We start from the raw sequence: 17043 nt of genomic DNA on the forward strand, positions 1-17043 counted from the left end.
GGCGGGCCGCGGCCCGCCGGAACCCCCGTCGCGGTCCGGCGCCGCGCCGCCGGGGCGGGAGACCCCGGCGGCCGAGACGTCAGCGGAGGTCATACGGGCGTCACGTGCCCATCTGCTCTTGCGCGGCGGCCAGCTTCGCCCGGACCGTCTCCTCCGTGACCGGCTTGCCCGCGGCGGCGTCGGCGAACAGCTCCTTCATCGCGGTCCCGACGGCCGTCTCGAACTGGCTCTCCTGCGGCACCTGCGGCAGCGGCGCCGCGCTGGTGGCGAGGATCTCCTTGAACACCCGCAGGTCGGGGGTGTCGAACGCCGGGTCGTTCTGCGCTGCGGTCACCGCGGGCAGCGAGCCGTACGCCTTGTTGAGGATCTTCTGCTCCTCGTCGCTCGTCATGAACTTCACGAACTTCAGCGCGCCGTCGCGGTTGTCGGTGTTCTTGAAGACCGCGATGTTGATGCCGGCGACCATGGAGGTGATGTCCCGCCCGCCGGGCGGCGTCGGCGACGGCTTCGGGATCGGCACGACGCCCCACTCGCCGGGCTTCATGCCGAGGTTGGTGAGGCCGCTGGTCGTGGCCTGCCAGAGCAGCATCGCGGCCTTGCCGGTGGCGAAGTCGTTGATCGACTGGTTGGCGGAGTACTCGGCGTTGCCGGGTGCGGCGATCTTCTCCTTGGCGAGCAGGTCGATGTACGACTTGACGGCCTTCACGGCCTGCGGTGTGGCGAACTGGGGCTTGCCGTCGGGGGTGAAGAAGTCGGCCCCGTACATCTGGCCGATGTTGAACGCCTGATGGACGTTCTCGGGGATGCTGGCGCCCTCGATCGCGATGCCGTACTTGCCGTCCTTGGTGAGCTTGCGGCCCGCGCCGATGAGTTCCTGCCAGGTCTGGGGAGGCTCCAGGTCCGCGTCCGCGAACATCTGCTTGTTGTAGTAGAGCCCGTAGGCGAGGCTGTAGAGCGGCACGGCGGCCGGGGGCTTGCCCTTGGCGCCGGCGGAGGCGAGCGCGGCGGGCACGAACCGCTCGGCGCCGCCGACCTCGGCCATCGCCTGGTCGTCGAACGGCAGCAGGCCGCCGGTCGCCTGGAGCGAGGCCGACCAGGTGTTGCCGATGTTGAGCACGTCCGGGCCCTGGCCGGAGGTGGTGGCGGCGAGGATGCGGTTGAGCAGGTCGGTCCAGGGGACGACCTCCAGTTCGACCTTGATGCCGGTCTGCTTCTCGAACTTGGCCAGTTCGGGGCCGAGCACCTTCTTGTCGGCCTCGAGGTCGGTGCCCTGGTTGCTGGCCCAGTAGGTGAGGGTCGCCGGGTCGCCGTTCCCGCCGCCGGGGTCGGTCCCCCCGCCGCACGCCGCGACGGTGGTGAGGAGCAGCCCGGTGGCGAGCGCGGCGACGGCCCGGCTCGCGGTCCGGGCGGTGCCGCCCGTCCGGGCCCCGCCGTTCCGGGCCTTGCCGATCCGGGTGGCGGAGCGCCGCCGGGCGCGGGTTCGGGTGCCGCCGATGGGGACGGCGTCGGGGCTGGGCGCGCGTGAGAGGGGATGGCGCATCCGCTCGGCCTTCCGCTGCGGAGTGAGACGAGTCACTCGGAGAGTTAGATCACACCTTATTTCACGACGTGATCTAAGCAGTGACATAATGGTCGGGTCAAGACCTGAGAACCTGCGGGGGTGCGGCCGGGCGGGCCGCGGCGAAAGGGGGCCCGATGCCGGAGCGGCACCGGAGGAGGACCGTGCGCGATCTGCGCCGCACCAATCGGTCGGTACTGCTGAGGCGGCTCTACTTCGACGGGCCGCTCAGCCGCCAGGACCTGGCCCGCGCGACCGGCCTCAGCCCCGCCTCGGTGAGCAACGTCGTCACCGAGCTGATCGAGGCCGGGCTCGTCGTTGAGGCGGGCAGCGTCGAGTCCGACGGGGGCCGGCCGCGGGTGCTGCTGAAGACGGCGGCCGGTTACGGCCATCTCGTCGGCGTGGACGTCGGCGAGACCCGCGTGATGGTCGAGCTGTTCGACCTGGAGCTGACCCAGCTCGCCAAGGCCGACCTGCCGCTCGGCGACGGCGGCCATGACGAGCGCGCCGTCGTCCGGCACATCCTCGACGGGCTCCCGGCGGTGATCGAGGGCGCCTCGGTCGACCCCGCGTCCATCATCGGCGTCGGCGTCGGCGTGCCGGGCGTGATCGAGCACGGACCCGAGGCCGTCGTGCACTGCCAGACGATCGGGTGGGAGGGCGTCCCGCTGGAGCGGATGCTGCGCGAGGGCACCGGGCTGCCGCTGTTCATCGACAACGGCGCGACCTCGCTCGGCCAGGCCGAGATGTGGTTCGGCGCGGGGCGCGGGCACCGCAACGCCGTCGTCGCCCTCATCGGCTCCGGCGTCGGCGCCGCCGTGATGATCGACGGCTCGCCGTACCGGGGCGCGGCCGGCAGCGCCGGCGAATGGGGCCACACCACCGCGCGGGTCGGCGGCGCGCTCTGCCGGTGCGGGTCCCGCGGCTGCCTGGAAGCCTACGTCGGCGCCACCGCGCTGCTGGAGCGCTACCGGGCGGCGGGCGGGCCGGGCGGGGCCGACGAGGAGGACGCCCTCGCCGGGCTGCTCGCCGACCAGTCCCCCGCCGCGGCGGACCTGCGCGCCGACGTCGCCGAGTACCTCGGCGCGGGCATCGCCGACCTGGTCAACCTGTTCAGCCCCGAGCGGATCATCATCGGCGGCTGGGCGGGCCTGCTGATCGGCGGCCGGATGCTCGACCGGATCGTGGCGGCCACCGCCGCGTACGCGCTGCGGCAGCCGTTCGCGCAGACCCGGATCGAACTGTGCCGGCTCGGCCCGGAGGCCGTCGCGGTCGGCGCCGCCACGCTCCCCCTCGCCCACCTCCTCAACACCGGCGGCGACCCGGCGGGCGCCCGATGACCGGCGGCGCTCCCCGAGTGATAATGGTGCGGTGAGGCCGCCGCCTCACGATCACCCTCGGAGGAACGACGACTCATGGGCACCGCCGGCCGCTCCGTGCGCGAGTCCCTCCTGGACGCCGCCGCCGACCTTCTCGTGGAACGCGGCTACCGCGGCGTCCGCATGCAGGACGTCGCGGCCGCCGCCGGGGTGAGCCGGCAGACCGTCTACAACGAGTTCGGCGACAAGTGGGGCCTGGCCCAGGCGGTCGTGATCCGCGACAACGAGCGCTACCTCGACGGCATCGACGCGGTGCTGTCCGAGCACGACGACCTGTACTCGGCGGTGACGGCCGCGGTCATGTTCACGCTGGAGATGTCGGCGGACGACCAGCTGAAGAAGGCGGTGCTGACCGGCGCGGGCGGCGACGAGATGCTGCCGCTGCTCACCACGCAGGCCGAGCCGGTGCTGTTCACCGCCAGCGCCCGCATCGCCGAGCACGGGCTGCGCCACTGGCCGGACCTGGACCGCGAGGCCCTCACCGAGATCGCCGACGCGGCGGTGCGGCTGACGATGAGCCACATCATGCTGCCCTCCGGCCCGCCGGAGCGGTTCGCCCGCTTCGTGGCCCGCATGGTGACCCGCTACATGGCCGTCCCCCCGAAATCGGCCGGCACGAAATCGGCTGGCACGGGCACCGGCCCCCGCGCTACCGTCTGACCACCTCGCGGCTGCTGAACCCGAGGACGGAGCGGGCCGCTTCCCGCTCCCCCGCCGCCGTGCCCTCCGCACGGGCGGCTCCCCTACCCGCGCGCCGCCGAGCGCGCCTTCAGGCAGCCCCGAAGGACTCCGCGATGCCCGCACGTCAAGACCACCGGCTCGTCCGCACGGACGAGAACTGGCTCACCCTCCCCAACCCGCACTCCATCCCCGTCGAGATCTGCGCCGGCGGCGACGTCCCGCTGGAGCCCGCCGCCGTGGACGAGGCGCTCCGGTTCCTGGACACCGCCGCCACCCTGGAACGTCTCGCCGAGGCCACCCCCGGCTACGACGGGCCCGCGCCGCGGATCACCCGCGCGGCCCTCACCCCCGACTTCCACAAGGGCGCCGGGATCCCGATCGGCACGGTCCTGGAGACCGAGCACGCGCTGCTCCCGCAGGCGGTCGGCAACGACGTCAACTGCGGCATGCGGCTGGAGGTGACCACGCTGCGGGCCGATCGCATCCGGCCGAGGCTGGACGCGCTGGAACGGCGGCTGCGGCACCTGTTCTTCGAGGGCGGCCGCCGCATCGCGCTCACCCCCGCCCAGCGCGAAGGACTCCTGATGGACGGCCTGCCCGGCCTGCTGCTCACCGGCGAGACGCCCTGGCAGGGCATCTCCCCCGAGGACGCCGAAGACGGCCTGGACCGCGTCCACGCCTCCGGCCACCCCGCCGGGACGGCCGACGCGTTCGCCGGGTGGATCGGCAGCGCGGGCGGTTCCGGCCACCACGGGTCGAGCCACGACAGCGTCATCGGCGGGATCGGCGGCGGCAACCACTTCGCCGAACTGCAGTACGTGGCCGCCGTCCACGACCCGCCCGCCGCGCACGCCTGGGGGCTGACGCCCGGCACGGTCGTGACGATGGTGCACAGCGGGTCGCTGTCGCTCGGCCACCAGGCCAACGCGACCGCGCTGGACCGGCTCCGCGCGACCTGGCCGGCCGGTCTGCCCCGGCCCCGCAATGGGATCCTGCCGTTCCTGCTGGACGAGCGGTCCGAGCCGGACCGCCGCCGGTATCTCGACGCGTTCGGCAACGCCGCCAACTTCGCGGTCGGCAACCGGTTCTTCCTGTCGCTGACGATGCGGGCGGGGCTGGCCGCCGAGTGCGGGGACATGGCGTCGCGGCTCCTGTACGACGCGCCGCACAACCTGTTCTGGCGGGACGGCGACCGGGTCGTGCACCGCAAGGGCGCGACACCGGCGGGCGGGCACGCCGCGATGGCCGGCGGCCCCTACGCAATGTGGGGCGAGCCGGTCATCGTGCCCGGATCGATGGGCGCCGCGAGCTTCGTGCTGCGCGGGCACGGGGATCCGCGGACGCTCGCCAGCGCCTGCCACGGCGCCGGGCGCCGCGTCCCGCGCGGGGCGTCGGCGCGCGGCGACGACGCCGGGCTGGACGCGTTCCTGCGCGATTTCCGGGTCGTGACGCCGCTGGACCACCGGGACCCGGTGGTGGCGCGGCGGTCCGACGTCATGGCCGCCTGGCGGCGCGACCTCAAGCAGGAGGCGCCGTGGGCCTACAAGGACATCGGCCCGGTCGTGGCGGGCCTGAAGGGCGGCGGCGTGGCGACTCCGGTCGCGGAGCTGCGGCCGCTGCTGACCGTCAAGGGATAGCGGTCTGCAGGTGGACGACCTTGACGGCCGTCATCTCGTCCAGCAGTTCGGGGCCGTAGCCGAAGCCCCGCCCGCTGGCGAGGCGGGGTGTGGCGGCGCCGCCGGGGGCGCCGCCGAACACCGCGTTGATCTTCACGGTGCCGGTCTTCAGGGTGCGCCAGGCCGCCTGGGCGTGGGCGGTGTCGCGGGTGAGGACGGTCGCGGCGAGCCCGTAGCGGGAGCGCCGCGCCGCGTCCAGGCCCTCGTCGAACGAGGCGACGGTGCGGACCGGGGCGACGGGGCCGAAGGTCTCCGCCGCCATGACGTCCATGGCGTCGGTGCAGCCGGTGAGCACGGTCGCCGGGTAGAAATAGCCGGGGCCGTCCAGGATGTACCCGCCGGTGAGGGCGCGGGCGCCGTCCGCGACGGCCTTCTCGACCTGCTCGTGCACCCGGGCGCGGTGGCGCTCGTCGACCAGCGGGCCGAGTTCGGTGGACGGGTCCGCGCCCGCGCCGACCCGCATGGTGCGGGCGCGTTCGGCGAGCGCGTCCAGGAAGCGGGCGGCCACCGCCTCGTGCACGTAGACGCGCTCGACGGAGGTGCAGATCTGTCCGGCGTTGGCGAAGCAGCCGGTGGCGGCCTGCCCGGCGGCCCAGGACGGGTCGACGTCCGCGTCCACGACCAGGGGGTCGGCGCCGCCGTTCTCCAGCAGCGCCTTGGCCCCGGTCCAGGTGGTCAGCTCGGCGACGCGGCGGCCCGCGCGGGTGGAGCCGACGTGCGCGACGACGTCGACGCCGCGGTGGCCGGCGAGGATCTCGCCCGTTCCGCCATCGCCCGTGACCAGGTTCAGGACGCCGTCCGGCAGGCACCCGTCGAGCAGTTCGACGAGCATGGCGCCGGTGTGCGGGGTCCGCTCGGACGGCTTGTGCACGACGGTGTTGCCGGTGACGACGGCGGCGCCGATCAGCCCGCACGCGATGGCCACCGGGTCGTTCCACGGGGTGATCACCGCGACGGTCCCGCGGGGCTCGCGGATCATGAAGTCGGCGGCGTCCCACCCGCCCTGCAGGCTGCGCCCGCCGTGCAGGGGGCCCAGCTCGGCGTACTGGCGCAGGGTCGCGATCCCGGCCTCGACCCCGCCGAGCGCGTCGCCGGACGGCTTGCCCATCTCGGCGGTCACCAGCGCGGCCAGTTCGGCCCCCCGGTCTTCGACGGCCTGCGCGGCGGCGCGCAGGGCGGCGCCGCGCTCGGCGGGCGGGGCGGCCGCCCAGCCGGGCGCGGCGTCGCCGGCCGCCGCGACCGCCGTGTCGACGTCGCCGCCGGAGCAGACGGGCACCACCCCCAGCGGTTCGCCGTTCGCCGGGTCGGTCACCGTGAACATCCGGCCCCCGGCGCCCTGGCTCCACCGTCCGCCGGCCAGCATCCACATGTCGCGCGGCCGCATGGTCCTCCCCCTCGTTTCGGTTCCCGTCGGGTCGCCTACCCCGGGAGACGGCCTTCAATGACGGGGCCGTGTCAGTGACCACTTACTGGAATCGGCTACCGTGGGACCCGACAGCGAGCGAGGGAGACGCGGTGGACTTCGACCTGCCGGAGAGCGCGGCCGCGGTGCGCGAGGGCGTGCTGGCGATCGCCGGGAAGTACGACCAGGAGTACTGGAGCCGCTGCGACGCGGACAAGCGCTGGCCGGAGGAGGTCTGGCGGGAGCTGGTCGACGGCGGCTGGCACAGCCTGGCGATCCCGGAGGAGCACGGGGGTGCCGGGCAGGGCCTGCTGGAGCTGGCCGTCGCCCTGGAGGCGCTGGCCGAGGGCGGGGCGGGCGGCGCCGCGTCCTTCATGTACCTGCTCACGCCCGCGTTCGGCGGGCTGACCATCGCCCGGCACGGGACGCCCGAGCAGCGGCACGAGTTCCTGCCGAGGATCGCCTCCGGGGAGATCGAGACCTGCTTCGCCATCACCGAGCCGGACGCGGGCAGCAACTCCATCAACATCACCACCCGGGCCAGCCGCGACGGCGACTCCTTCACGGTCAGCGGCCAGAAGATCTGGATCTCCGGGGTCGAGCGCGCCGACTACCTGGTCCTGGTCACCCGGACGGTCCCGGCCGCCGAGGCCAGGCCGCGCACCTCGGGCTTCACCGTCCTGCTGGTGGACGTCAAGGAGGCCGTCACGGAGGGGACGCTGAGCTACCAGCCGATCCCCAAGCTCGGCACCAACACCGTCGCGTCCAGCATGGTCTTCCTGGACGGCGTCCGCGTGCCGGCGGAGCGGGTCCTCGGCGAGGTGGACCTAGGGTTCGCCGTCCTGTGGGACATCCTCAACCCCGAGCGGATCCTGGCCGCGGCCGGCGGCGTCGGGTCCGGTGGGCTGGTGCTCAAGCTCGCCTGCGAGTACGCCAGTGAACGGGCGCCCTTCGGCAAGCCGATCGGGTCGAACCAGGGCATCGCGTTCCCCCTCGCCAGGGTCAAGGCGCAGCTGGAGCTGGCGCGGCTCATGACCTACAAGGCCGCCTGGCTGTGGGACCGGGGCCGCCCCTGCGGTTCGGAGGCCAACATCGCCAAGCTCACCGCGGCGGACGCGGCCTGGCAGGCGGCCGACCGCGCCTTCCAGACCTACGGCGGCATGGCGTACTCGCTGGAGTACCCGATCGCCCGGATGTTCCGCGACGCCCGCATCGCCAAGAACATCCCGGTCGCCGAGGAACTCGTCCTCGCCCACATCGCCCAGCACGAGCTCGGCCTGCCCAAGTCGTACTGACATCCGGACAGGACCGGCGCCGGCGGTGCCGCTCAGCCGAAGCGGGGCGGGCGCTTCTCGCGGATCGCCGCGACGCCCTCCCGCACGTCCGGGCCGGTGAACCCGAAGAACTCCATCGCCAGGGACGCGTCGAACGTCGGGCCCGCCATCCGCAGCCAGTTGTTCAGCGCGTGCTTGGTGAACGACAGCGCCTCCGCCGGGCCGGCGGCGAGCCGCCCGGCGATCTCCAGGGCGCGCTCATGCACCTCCGCGTCGTCCACGCACAGCGAGACCAGGCCGATCCGCTCGGCCTCCTCGCCGGTCAGGACGTCGTTGAGCAGCAGGTAGTACTTGGCCTTCGCCAGCCCGCACAGCAGCGGCCACACGATGGCGGCGTGGTCGCCGGCCGCCACGCCCAGCCGCGTGTGCCCATCGATGATCTTGGCGGTGCGCCCGGCGACGGAGATGTCGGCCAGCAGCGCGACCGCGAGCCCGGCGCCGACCGCCGGGCCCTGCACGGCGCTGACCACCGGCTTCGAGCAGTTCAGCACGTTCATCACGATGTCGCGGGCCTCGCGCATGATGCGGCGGCGGGCGGCGTGGTCGGCCATCATCTCCTCGATCATCGCCAGGTCGCCGCCGGCGGAGAACGCCGTCCCCTCTCCGCGCACGACGACGGCGCGCACCTCGTCGTCGTCGTCGGCGTCCCGCCAGATCTCCGCCAGCTCCCGGTGCCCTGCCCGGTCGACCGCGTTGAGCTTGCCGGGCGTGCTGATCGTGACCCGCAGCACGCCGTCCGCCGCCCAGTCGATCTTCAGCCGCCCATAGCCGTCATACCGCCCGCTGCCCATGCCAGGTCCCCTCCCGCGTCCGCGCGCCGAATGCCGCGCGCAATCGTCGCACAGCGAAGTCCATCGCCCGGACACCGGCGTCGAAGATCTCCGGCAGCAGGAAGAACGCGTGCACCACCCCGTCGTAGCGGCGCAGCTCCACCGGCACCCCGGCGGCGGCGAGGCGGCGCGCGTACGCCTCGCCCTCGTCGCGCAGGATGTCGTACTCCGCGGTGATCACGGTGGCGGGGGCGGCGCCGGCGAGGTCGCGGGCGCGCAGCGGGGCGAGCCGGAAGTCCGACGGGTCGGCGCCGCCCCGGTACAGCCGCATGAACCGGGCGAGCGTCCCGGCGTCCAGCCCGTACCCGGACGCGTACCTCCGCCAGCTCGGGGTGTCCATCGCCGTGTCGGTCACCGGGTAGACGAGCAGCTGGTGGACGAGCGGAACCCCGTGGTCGCGGGCCAGCAGCGCGGCGGCCGCGGCGAGGTTGCCGCCGGCGCTGTCGCCGGCGACCGCGACGGCACCGGGCAGGACGCCGTAGCGTTCCGGTTCCCGCGCCACGGACGCGACGACGGCCCAGGAGTCGTCCACGGCCGCGGGGAACGGATGCTCCGGGGCCAGCCGGTACCCGACGTTCAGGACGACGCATCCGGTGGCCGCCGCGAGGTCGCGGCACGCGGCGTCGACATCCTCCACGCCGCCGAGGACCCAGCCTCCCCCGTGCAGGTAGACGATCGCGGGCAGCGGGCCGCGCCCGGGCGGCGCCGGGCGGTACAGGCGCACGGGGACCGAACCTCCCGGGCGGCGCACGGCGAGGTCGCGGACCTGCGGCAGCTCGCGCCGGACGGCCGGGAACGCCTCGCCGAGCCGGGCGCGCATCTCCTCGATCGTCGGCTCCGCCCGGACGCCCGTGCCCGGCGGAGGGGCCGTCCAGGCGGCGAGCGTCCTCAGGAAGTCGGCGGTCTGCGGGTGCAGGGGCATGCGGCGGCCTCCGGCAGGCGATATGCGGCAAAATCTACCGAATCGCCTTCCCCGGTACCGGCAGGTCAATCCCCGGCGGGTCCCGGGCACCGGCTGGTCAGCAGCCGGTCAGCGGCCGGCGGCCTCGGCGACCAGGGCCTCGAACAGGCGCCCGTCGTCCCCCTCCTCCGGGTGCCACTGGACGGCGAGCCCGAAGCGGTGGCCCTGCAGCTCGACGGCCTCGACCACCTGGTCCTCGGCCCAGGCCACCGCGGACAGGCCCTTGCCGAGCCGGCTCACCGCCTGGTGGTGGTAGGTGGGGACGTCGGCGGAGTCGCCCAGGATCTTGCCGACCAGGCTGGTGGCGCTGATCTGCACCGGATGGGAGCCGACGAGCCCGGTCTGCGGTGCGTGGCCCTGGTGGCCCACCGCCTCCGGCAGATGCTGGATCAGGGCGCCGCCGCGCGCCACGTTCAGCACCTGCATGCCCCGGCAGATCGCCAGGAACGGCAGGTCGGCGTCCACGACCGCGCGGGCGAGCGCCAGGTCGAACCGGTCGCGCTGCGGCTGGGGCGGGCCGGTCTCGGGATCCCGGACGGCACCGTACAGCTCGGGGTCGATGTCGCCGCCGCCCGCGAGGACGACGCCGTCCAGCCGGGCGATCAGCGCGTCCATGCCGCGCAGGGCCGCGGTCGGGGGCAGCATGACCGGGACGCCGCCGGCCCGCTCGACCGAGCGGACGTACGGAACCGGCAGGAGCGCGGCCTCGCGCACCCACACCCCCCAGCGGGCCGGCTCCTGGTAGGTGGTGATGCCGATGAGCGGCGGCGCGCCGTCACCGGCGGCGTTCGGGGCCGGCGCCCCGCGGATGGCCTTCGACATGCGTGATTCCCCTCTGCTGAGCATCGGCCACGGGACGGCTACCGATATGGGTGATTCGTCGCGTTCGGCTGCACCTCATGGTGCCTCACCCACCCCCCCCTCGGGCCGTCCCGTCCCCCGGCCTTTTACCTGCCAGTTTGCCGCACGGGGCCGATCTTCGCAGTCGGAAGTGGCGAGATCGGTCCGCCGGGGCCGGACCCCCGGGCGGGCGCGGCCGGGACGGTCCCCCGGAAAAATCGCCGAAGAATTCTTGAATCTTCCACTCGGGAGGGGATTTGTGTCCCATGACCGGCGCATGCCCTGAACGGCTGCCGCACCATGCAAATACTGATCAGTATGCGTGCCCTTTCTCCATGTCGGCCGCTCACGGAGAATTCATGTGCGACTACACAGCGGAACATTCGGGGGACGCATTCCGCGCCCCGCTTGAGGACCTGCGCATTTGAATGCGAGAATCTCACAAAGCCGGGCATCGGACGTGGCGCGACCGCCGCGGAAACCCCGGGTCCGTCCTCCAAAAGCCCAAAGGGGGCGAGCTGGAGAATGTCACCGGAACCCCGCATCGTCAAAGAGACCTTCGCCCGCCTCGAAGCGGACCCGGCGGGCGCGACGAGCTATTTCTACGGCCGCCTGTTCGCCCGGGAACCGCGGCTGCGCGCCCTGTTCCCGCCCGCGATGAGCATCCAGCACGACCGGTTCTTCCACGCGCTCACCCGCATCGTCTGGAGCCAGGACAACCCCGAGGAGCTCACCGGCCACCTCGGCCGGCTCGGCCGCGACCACCGCAAGTACGGCGTGCTGCGCGAGCACTATCCCGCCGTCGAGACCGCGCTGATCGCCACCCTGCGGCTCTTCGCCGCCGACGTGTGGACCGCCGAGGCCGAGCGGGCCTGGACCGGCGCCTACCGGTCCGCCGCCGCGACCATGATCGCCGCCGCCGGGCGGGACGCGTCCGACCACCCGCCGTGGTGGATCGCCGAGGTCACCGGCCACGACCGCCGCGACCACGACCTCGCCGTCCTCGAACTGCGGCCCGAACGGCCGCTGCCGTTCCTGCCGGGCCAGCACGTGAGCGTGCAGACCGCCCGCTGGCCCCGCGTCTGGCGGCCCTACTCGATCGCCAACGCGCCCCGCCCCGACGGGACGATCCGCCTGCACGTCCGCGCCCGCCCCGCCGGCTGGGTCAGCGGCGCGCTGGTACGGCACTGCGCCCCCGGCGACACCGTCCTGCTCGGCCCGGCCGCAGGGACCATGACGCTCGACCCGGGCCACGGCCGCGGGCTGCTCCTGATCGGCGGCGGCACCGGGCTCGCCCCGATGAAGGCGCTCGCCGAGCAGGCCGCCGCGTCCGGCCGCGACCGCGACGTCCACCTCCTCGTCGGGGCCCGCGCCGAGGGCGGCCTGTACGACCTGCCCGAACTGCGGCGGCTGGAGTCCGCCTGCGCCCGGCTGCGCGTGGTCCCGGTCCTGTCGCGGTCACGGGGCCGGCCCGGCGGACTGCACGGCCGGGTGCCCGACGTCCTGCCCGGCTACCTGGACGGCGTCCGCGGCTGGCGGGACCACGACGCCTACGTGGCCGGCCCCGCCCCGCTCGTCCGGCGGACCGTCACCGCGCTGCAGCGGCACGGGATGTCCCTCACCCGCATCCACCACGACCTGCTCACCGCCGAGGACTGAGCGGTCACCAGCCGGCGCGCTCCTTCAGGAAGGCCGTCGTCGCCTCGTCCGCCGGATAGAACGACTCGATCGCCAGCTCGGCCACCGTGATGTCGACCGGCGTCCCGAACGTCGCGATCGTGCTGAAGAACGACAGGTCGCGCCCCTCCAGCCGGATCCGCAGCGGGACGAAGACCTCGTTGCCCTCGGGCGGCGCGATCGCCTCCCCCACGTCCCCCGGGAAACTCCGCAGCTCCTGGTAGAGCTGGGCCAGCGACGCGTCCGCGGTCAGCGCCACATGCCGCCGCACCCGGTCGATCATGTGGGCGCGCCACTCCGCCAGGTTCAGGATGTTCCTGGCCATCCCGTCGGGATGCATGCTCAGCCGCAGCACGTTCAGCGGCGGCTCCAGCAGCTCCGGCGGCGCGCCCTCCATGAAGAACGCCGCCGCGGCGTTGGCGTCGATCAGGTTCCAGAACCGGTCGACGACCACCGCCGGGTACGGCTCGTGCCCGTTCAGCACCTGCCTCAGCGCCGCCCGGACCGAATCCATCCTCGGCTCCTCGATCGGCGTCTCGCCGAACACCGGCGCGTACCCCGCCGCCACCAGCAGCAGGTTCCGCTCGCGCAGCGGCACGTCCAGGTGCTCGGCCAGCCGCAGCACCATCTCCCGGCTCGGCGCCGACCGCCCCGTCTCGACGAAGCTCAGGTGCCGCGTCGACACGTCCGCCTCCGACGCCAGCTCCAGCTGGCTCAGCCTGCGCCGCTGCCTCCAGGCGCGGAGCTGCTCCCCGATCGGTCTCACGTCGCTCAACGCCGTCATCGTCGTCACCGCCCCGACGCTACCCGCGCCCGCATCATGGCCGCGATGACGTCCGGGGTAATGGACGCCGCCGCGGCCGATCGGCAGAGTGGGCCGCAACGACAAGAGGAGGCTCCATGACCGCCGGGCTCACCCCCGACCAGCTCACCGACGCCATGCCCTTCGCCCGCGCGCTCGGCGTGCAGCTCGACACCGCCGGGCCCGAGGAGGTCACCGGCCGGCTGGACTGGGCCCCGGACCGCTGCACCGCCGGCGGCGTCATGCACGGCGGCGCCCTCATGGCCCTGGCCGACACCCTCGGCGCGGCCTGCGCGTTCCTCAACCTGCCGCCGGGCACGTCCACCTCGACGCTGGAGTCCAAGACCAACTTCTTCCGCGGCGTGAAGGACGGCCACGTCCGGGGCGCCTCGCACCCGCTGCACACCGGCCGCACCTCGATCGTCGTCCAGACCGACCTGTTCGACGCCGCCGGCCGCCGCGTGGCCCAGGTCACCCAGACCCAGGCCGTCCTGCGCGCATAATCCGTTGCCCGCGGTCCGGCGCCGGCACCACGATGCCGTCACGGCGATCGGATGGGAGGACCATGGACAGCGAGGAGTGGCGGCCGTTCCTGAAGCAGTGGAGCGAGCAGTACATCGCCTGGCACGACCCCGGCCGAGAGCCGCCCCCCGGCCCGGATGCCGCCCGCGAGGGCTGGATGGGTTTCGCTCCGGCCGCGCCCGCCGCCATCGCCGCGCTGGAGGAACGGCTCGGCCTGGCGCTCCCGCCGTCCCTGCGCGGGTTCCTGTGGACCACCGACGGCGAATGGACCGCCTACGTGTTCCGCGTCGGCCACCCCGACGAGGGGTTCGAGTCGCTCGCCGACCTGATGGACGATCTCTACATCGACTTCCACGATTGCCGCAGTCCCGAGTACGGCTGATCACGGACCCCACGGGCTCGCGGACACCACAGGCCAGGCCCTTTACGTTGTAGATTTTTTGGCGAGGTGCTCGTCGAAGAAGGCGAAGATCCGGCTCCAGCCGTCCGCCGCGTTCGCCCGTCCCCGGCCCATCCCGAACACGATCTTCGCCACCGGGCCCAGCGGGCCCGGGAGCGAGGTCTCGGTCAGGAAGCCGTGCCCGGTCGCCGGGTACTCCTTCACGTCGTGCGTCACACCCGCGCCGGTGAGCGCACTCTCCAGCCTGCCCGCCGCCCCGCGCAGCGTCGGATCGGCGCCGCCGTAGTTCCCGACGATCGGGCACGCGCCCCGCAGCGCCTCCTCCGGCCGGCGCGGCAGCATGCCGTAGTTGACCGCGGCGGCCTCGAAGTCGTACTTCGCCGCCGCGACGAGCGCGAACCCGCCGCCCATGCAGAACCCGCACACGCCCACGTCGCCGGTGCAGTCGTCCCGTCCCGCGAGCCACGCCCGGGCCGCCTCGATGTGGTCGTAGGCGGGTCCGCGCCCGGACCGCATGTCCCGCATCGCCTTGGTGACGCACCTCACCCACGGCGCACCGTCGTAGAGGTCCGGCAGGACGGCGAGGTACCCGCCGGCGGCGAACCGGTCGGCCTGGGCGCGCATGTCGCCGGTGGCGCCCAGCGCCTCGAACACGATGACCACCCCGGGCCAGGGCCCCTCACCCTCGGGGACGGCGAGGTAACCCGGCAGCTCCCGCACACCCACGGGAATCGTGATGTCAGACATACCGTCCAACAATTCCCCACGGGCACGCCGCGCGCCTAGACCCAAACGCGCCCGGACCGGACGTCAGACCTTGCGCCACTCGGGGATCCAGGCGCCGTCCTCGACGACGTAGTCGCCGAACAGGTCCGGGGCCTCCTTGCGCATCACCTCGCCGATCTTGCCGAAGAGGAGGCGGATCTCCTCCTCGGCGCCGGGGGCGGTGCGGTTCTCCAGGGTGTGGCGCAGCGTGCGGACGTTGGCCGTCCAGACCAGGCCGGTGCCGACGCCCTCGGGGGCGAACCGGCGCATGAACGAGGTCTTGTGCTTCTTCTCCTTGAACGGCACGCCCTCGTCGTCCAGGCCGAAGTGCTCGGCCATCCAGCCCTGGAACTCCTCCATCTGCTCCAGCACGGCGGTGGCGCGCTTCATCAGCTCGGGGTCTTCGCGGGCCCACTCGGGGAACCAGAACGGGATGTCCTGAAGCCGGACGAAGCGCAGCGACTCCTGCGAGATGGCCACGCCCGGGCGATGGCGCACGAGTTCGTGGGTCAGCACGCGGCTCACGTTGTGCAGGACGAAGCTGAAGCTGACGTGCTCCAGCACCGAGCCGTGCAGGCTGCGAAGGATGTTCTGCAGGTACTGGCCCGAGTCCGTGCGGACCTTGACCACGTTGGGGTTGAGGCCCGGCTCCCACGAGCGGTAGCAGAGCCGGCCCGCGAACTCGGCGAGGTTCTGCGGATCGTTCAGCTCGTCGTCGAGGCCGCCCCGGTCGAGCCGCTCCAGCCAGCTCTCCCCGCCCACGTCCCGCAGGTACCGGGCGACCTCGTCGTAGTCCAGCTCGGGTCGCGCAACGAGGAACACCTCAGGCTCGACGCTCTTCACTCTCGTATCCCCCCAGGGTCGTTTCCGTCGTCCCTAGGAAACCACCACGGTGGGACAGCCGCGACCTGGGACGGGGAAGCCCGGCCGTGGAGATCATCGGGTCGGTACGGTTGGACGCGGAGGGACCATGACGTATCAGGGGATGCTCGAGCGGGCCAGGAAGTTCGAGCGGCAGGGCAGGCACGGGGAGGCCGCGGCCGCCTACGCGGGCGCCGCCGAGGCCATGGAGGCGCACGGCGACTGGACGTCCGCCGTGGCGGTGCGCGCCCGCGGCGCGCGGGCGCTCGCCGCCGCGGGCGGCACCGGGGAGGCGCATCGCATCCTGGACGAGCTCGACCGTGCCGCGGCCTCCATGCCGGCCGAGGTGCGCGCCGGGCTGGACGCGCAGGCGGCGCACGTCCTGGCGGCGGCGGGGCGGACCGGCGAGGCGGCCAGGCGCGCCTGGTCGGCGATGAGCGCGTTCTGGTCGCTGCACGATCGCAAGCGCGCCGACGGGGCCGGTGTCCACGCCGCGCGGCTCATCGTCAAGGACGCGGGTGCCCGCGAGGCGCTGCGGCCGCTGCGGGAACTGCTGGCGCAGATGCCGCCGGGCGGCGAGGGGTACCGGCAGGTGGCGAAACTGCTCGCCGAGGCCGAGCGGCGTCCCGACCGCGACCACGACGTCCTCGTCACCGATCCGGACAGTGCGGCGTGGGGACGGCTGGCCGCGGCGCTCGCCGTGGGCGCGCATCTGGCCGTCGGCAACGGCGTCGCCTGGAACGCCCTGAGCGGCCGGGACGGGAGTTCACGCGACGACAAGGTCCTGCTGGAGCGTGACTGGAACATCACCGGCCACGAGAGCTGGCGCGAGCAGATGGACGCGCTGCTCGACGCGCGCAACAGCGATCCCGCCGTCCAGATGGTCCTTGACCAGCGCGGCCGCGGTACCGGCCCGCGGGAGTGGCGCGCGGCCGTCGTCGCCTGGTGCCGCGAGCACGACGTCTCCGACGAGACCGTCGGCGAGGTCGCCGGGCTGCCGGACCTGATCGAGCGGTACGAGGTGCGGTTCCGGGCGGACGGTCTCCTCAAGCCGGACGGCGTGGTCGAGAGCGTGTACGGCTACGACTTCGGCCGGGCGGTGAACATGGCCCGCTGGGGGCTGAACGCCGGGTACTGCGACGCCGAAGAGGCCGAGAAGTGCGTCCTCACGGCCGGTGGACGCGCCCACCAGGTGTACTCGTCGTGGGGCGCGTTCTCCGCCGGCTACATCCTCGGGAGGATGCTGCGGTTCGACGAGGGCGAGTTCGGCGAGTGGTACGAGCGCTCCCTCACCGGTCACCGCGTCCTCGCCGAGGATCCCGGCAGCCCATGGCGGCGCATGGCCTGGGGGTAGG

The 17043-nt window shown here is 73.5% G+C and carries 16 protein-coding genes; 8 read left to right on the forward strand and 8 right to left on the reverse strand.

Annotation, left to right across the window (positions count from 1 at the left end; all coding sequences use genetic code 11):
- Window positions 1–100 precede the first annotated feature (100 nt).
- Window positions 101–1540 (reverse strand): sugar ABC transporter substrate-binding protein, encoded by a 1440-nt coding sequence (locus tag AB0C35_RS30660; protein ID WP_358463333.1) that lies wholly within the window; start codon window positions 1538–1540, stop codon window positions 101–103.
- Window positions 1541–1722: 182 nt separating this feature from the next.
- Here AB0C35_RS30660 and AB0C35_RS30665 point away from each other — a divergent pair, with 182 nt between their 5' ends.
- From AB0C35_RS30665 to AB0C35_RS30675, 3 genes are all read left to right on the forward strand, one after another.
- Window positions 1723–2898 carry an ROK family transcriptional regulator gene (locus AB0C35_RS30665; RefSeq protein WP_358463336.1) on the forward strand — a complete coding sequence of 392 codons (1176 nt, stop codon included), beginning with the start codon at window positions 1723–1725 and terminating at the stop codon, window positions 2896–2898.
- A 75-nt stretch (window positions 2899–2973) separates the two neighbouring features.
- Window positions 2974–3597 (forward strand): TetR family transcriptional regulator, encoded by a 624-nt coding sequence (locus tag AB0C35_RS30670; RefSeq protein ID WP_358463338.1) that lies wholly within the window; start codon window positions 2974–2976, stop codon window positions 3595–3597.
- Window positions 3598–3731: 134 nt separating this feature from the next.
- Window positions 3732–5255 carry an RtcB family protein gene (locus tag AB0C35_RS30675; protein ID WP_358463341.1) on the forward strand — a complete coding sequence of 508 codons (1524 nt, stop codon included), beginning with the start codon at window positions 3732–3734 and terminating at the stop codon, window positions 5253–5255.
- Here AB0C35_RS30675 and AB0C35_RS30680 read toward each other — a convergent pair.
- Entirely contained in the window at window positions 5245–6678 is a 1434-nt protein-coding gene (locus tag AB0C35_RS30680) for an aldehyde dehydrogenase family protein (protein ID WP_358463344.1), read from the reverse strand. The genes AB0C35_RS30675 and AB0C35_RS30680 overlap by 11 nt on opposite strands.
- A 131-nt stretch (window positions 6679–6809) precedes the next feature.
- On the opposite strand from AB0C35_RS30680, the gene AB0C35_RS30685 reads away from it, so the two are divergent.
- Window positions 6810–7991 (forward strand): acyl-CoA dehydrogenase family protein, encoded by a 1182-nt coding sequence (locus tag AB0C35_RS30685; RefSeq protein ID WP_358463347.1) that lies wholly within the window; start codon window positions 6810–6812, stop codon window positions 7989–7991.
- A 32-nt stretch (window positions 7992–8023) separates the two neighbouring features.
- Here AB0C35_RS30685 and AB0C35_RS30690 read toward each other — a convergent pair whose 3' ends face one another.
- The 3 genes from AB0C35_RS30690 to AB0C35_RS30700 form a co-directional block, all read right to left on the reverse strand.
- A complete protein-coding gene (locus tag AB0C35_RS30690) occupies window positions 8024–8821 on the reverse strand; it encodes an enoyl-CoA hydratase/isomerase family protein (protein WP_358463350.1) in 798 nt (265 codons plus the stop codon).
- On the reverse strand, window positions 8802–9782 hold the full coding sequence (locus AB0C35_RS30695) for an alpha/beta hydrolase (protein ID WP_358463353.1): 981 nt from the start codon (window positions 9780–9782) through the stop codon (window positions 8802–8804). Before AB0C35_RS30695 ends, AB0C35_RS30690 begins: the two co-directional genes overlap by 20 nt.
- 108 nt (window positions 9783–9890) lie before the next feature.
- Complete coding sequence (locus tag AB0C35_RS30700; RefSeq protein WP_358463356.1) at window positions 9891–10643, reverse strand: gamma-glutamyl-gamma-aminobutyrate hydrolase family protein; 753 nt, start codon at window positions 10641–10643, stop codon at window positions 9891–9893.
- A gap of 543 nt (window positions 10644–11186) precedes the next feature.
- Here AB0C35_RS30700 and AB0C35_RS30705 point away from each other — a divergent pair.
- Window positions 11187–12320 (forward strand): globin domain-containing protein, encoded by a 1134-nt coding sequence (locus AB0C35_RS30705; RefSeq protein ID WP_358463359.1) that lies wholly within the window; start codon window positions 11187–11189, stop codon window positions 12318–12320.
- A 4-nt stretch (window positions 12321–12324) separates the two neighbouring features.
- On the opposite strand, the gene AB0C35_RS30710 is transcribed toward AB0C35_RS30705, so the two are convergent.
- Window positions 12325–13122: a helix-turn-helix transcriptional regulator gene (locus AB0C35_RS30710; protein ID WP_358463654.1), complete on the reverse strand. Its 798-nt coding sequence runs from the start codon at window positions 13120–13122 to the stop codon at window positions 12325–12327.
- Between the two features lie 116 nt (window positions 13123–13238).
- Here AB0C35_RS30710 and AB0C35_RS30715 point away from each other — a divergent pair, with 116 nt between their 5' ends.
- Window positions 13239–13643, forward strand: a complete 405-nt coding sequence (locus AB0C35_RS30715; protein ID WP_358463361.1) for a PaaI family thioesterase — start codon at window positions 13239–13241, stop codon at window positions 13641–13643.
- Between the two features lie 62 nt (window positions 13644–13705).
- The gene (locus tag AB0C35_RS30720; RefSeq protein WP_358463364.1) at window positions 13706–14044 is read left to right on the forward strand and encodes an SMI1/KNR4 family protein; all 339 of its coding nucleotides are present in this window, start codon (window positions 13706–13708) and stop codon (window positions 14042–14044) included.
- 42 nt (window positions 14045–14086) lie between these two features.
- Here AB0C35_RS30720 and AB0C35_RS30725 read toward each other — a convergent pair whose 3' ends face one another.
- Window positions 14087–14809, reverse strand: coding sequence for a dienelactone hydrolase family protein (locus AB0C35_RS30725; protein ID WP_358463367.1), 723 nt, complete (start codon window positions 14807–14809; stop codon window positions 14087–14089).
- Window positions 14810–14872: 63 nt separating this feature from the next.
- Window positions 14873–15670, reverse strand: a complete 798-nt coding sequence (thyX, locus tag AB0C35_RS30730; protein WP_358463369.1) for an FAD-dependent thymidylate synthase — start codon at window positions 15668–15670, stop codon at window positions 14873–14875.
- 127 nt (window positions 15671–15797) lie between these two features.
- On the opposite strand from thyX, the gene AB0C35_RS30735 reads away from it, so the two are divergent.
- Window positions 15798–17042: a DUF1266 domain-containing protein gene (locus AB0C35_RS30735; RefSeq protein ID WP_358463372.1), complete on the forward strand. Its 1245-nt coding sequence runs from the start codon at window positions 15798–15800 to the stop codon at window positions 17040–17042.
- Window position 17043: the final 1 nt, after the last annotated feature.

Origin of the sequence: Spirillospora sp. NPDC048819 (assembly GCF_040650055.1) — a bacterium.
Classification (GTDB): domain Bacteria; phylum Actinomycetota; class Actinomycetes; order Streptosporangiales; family Streptosporangiaceae; genus Spirillospora.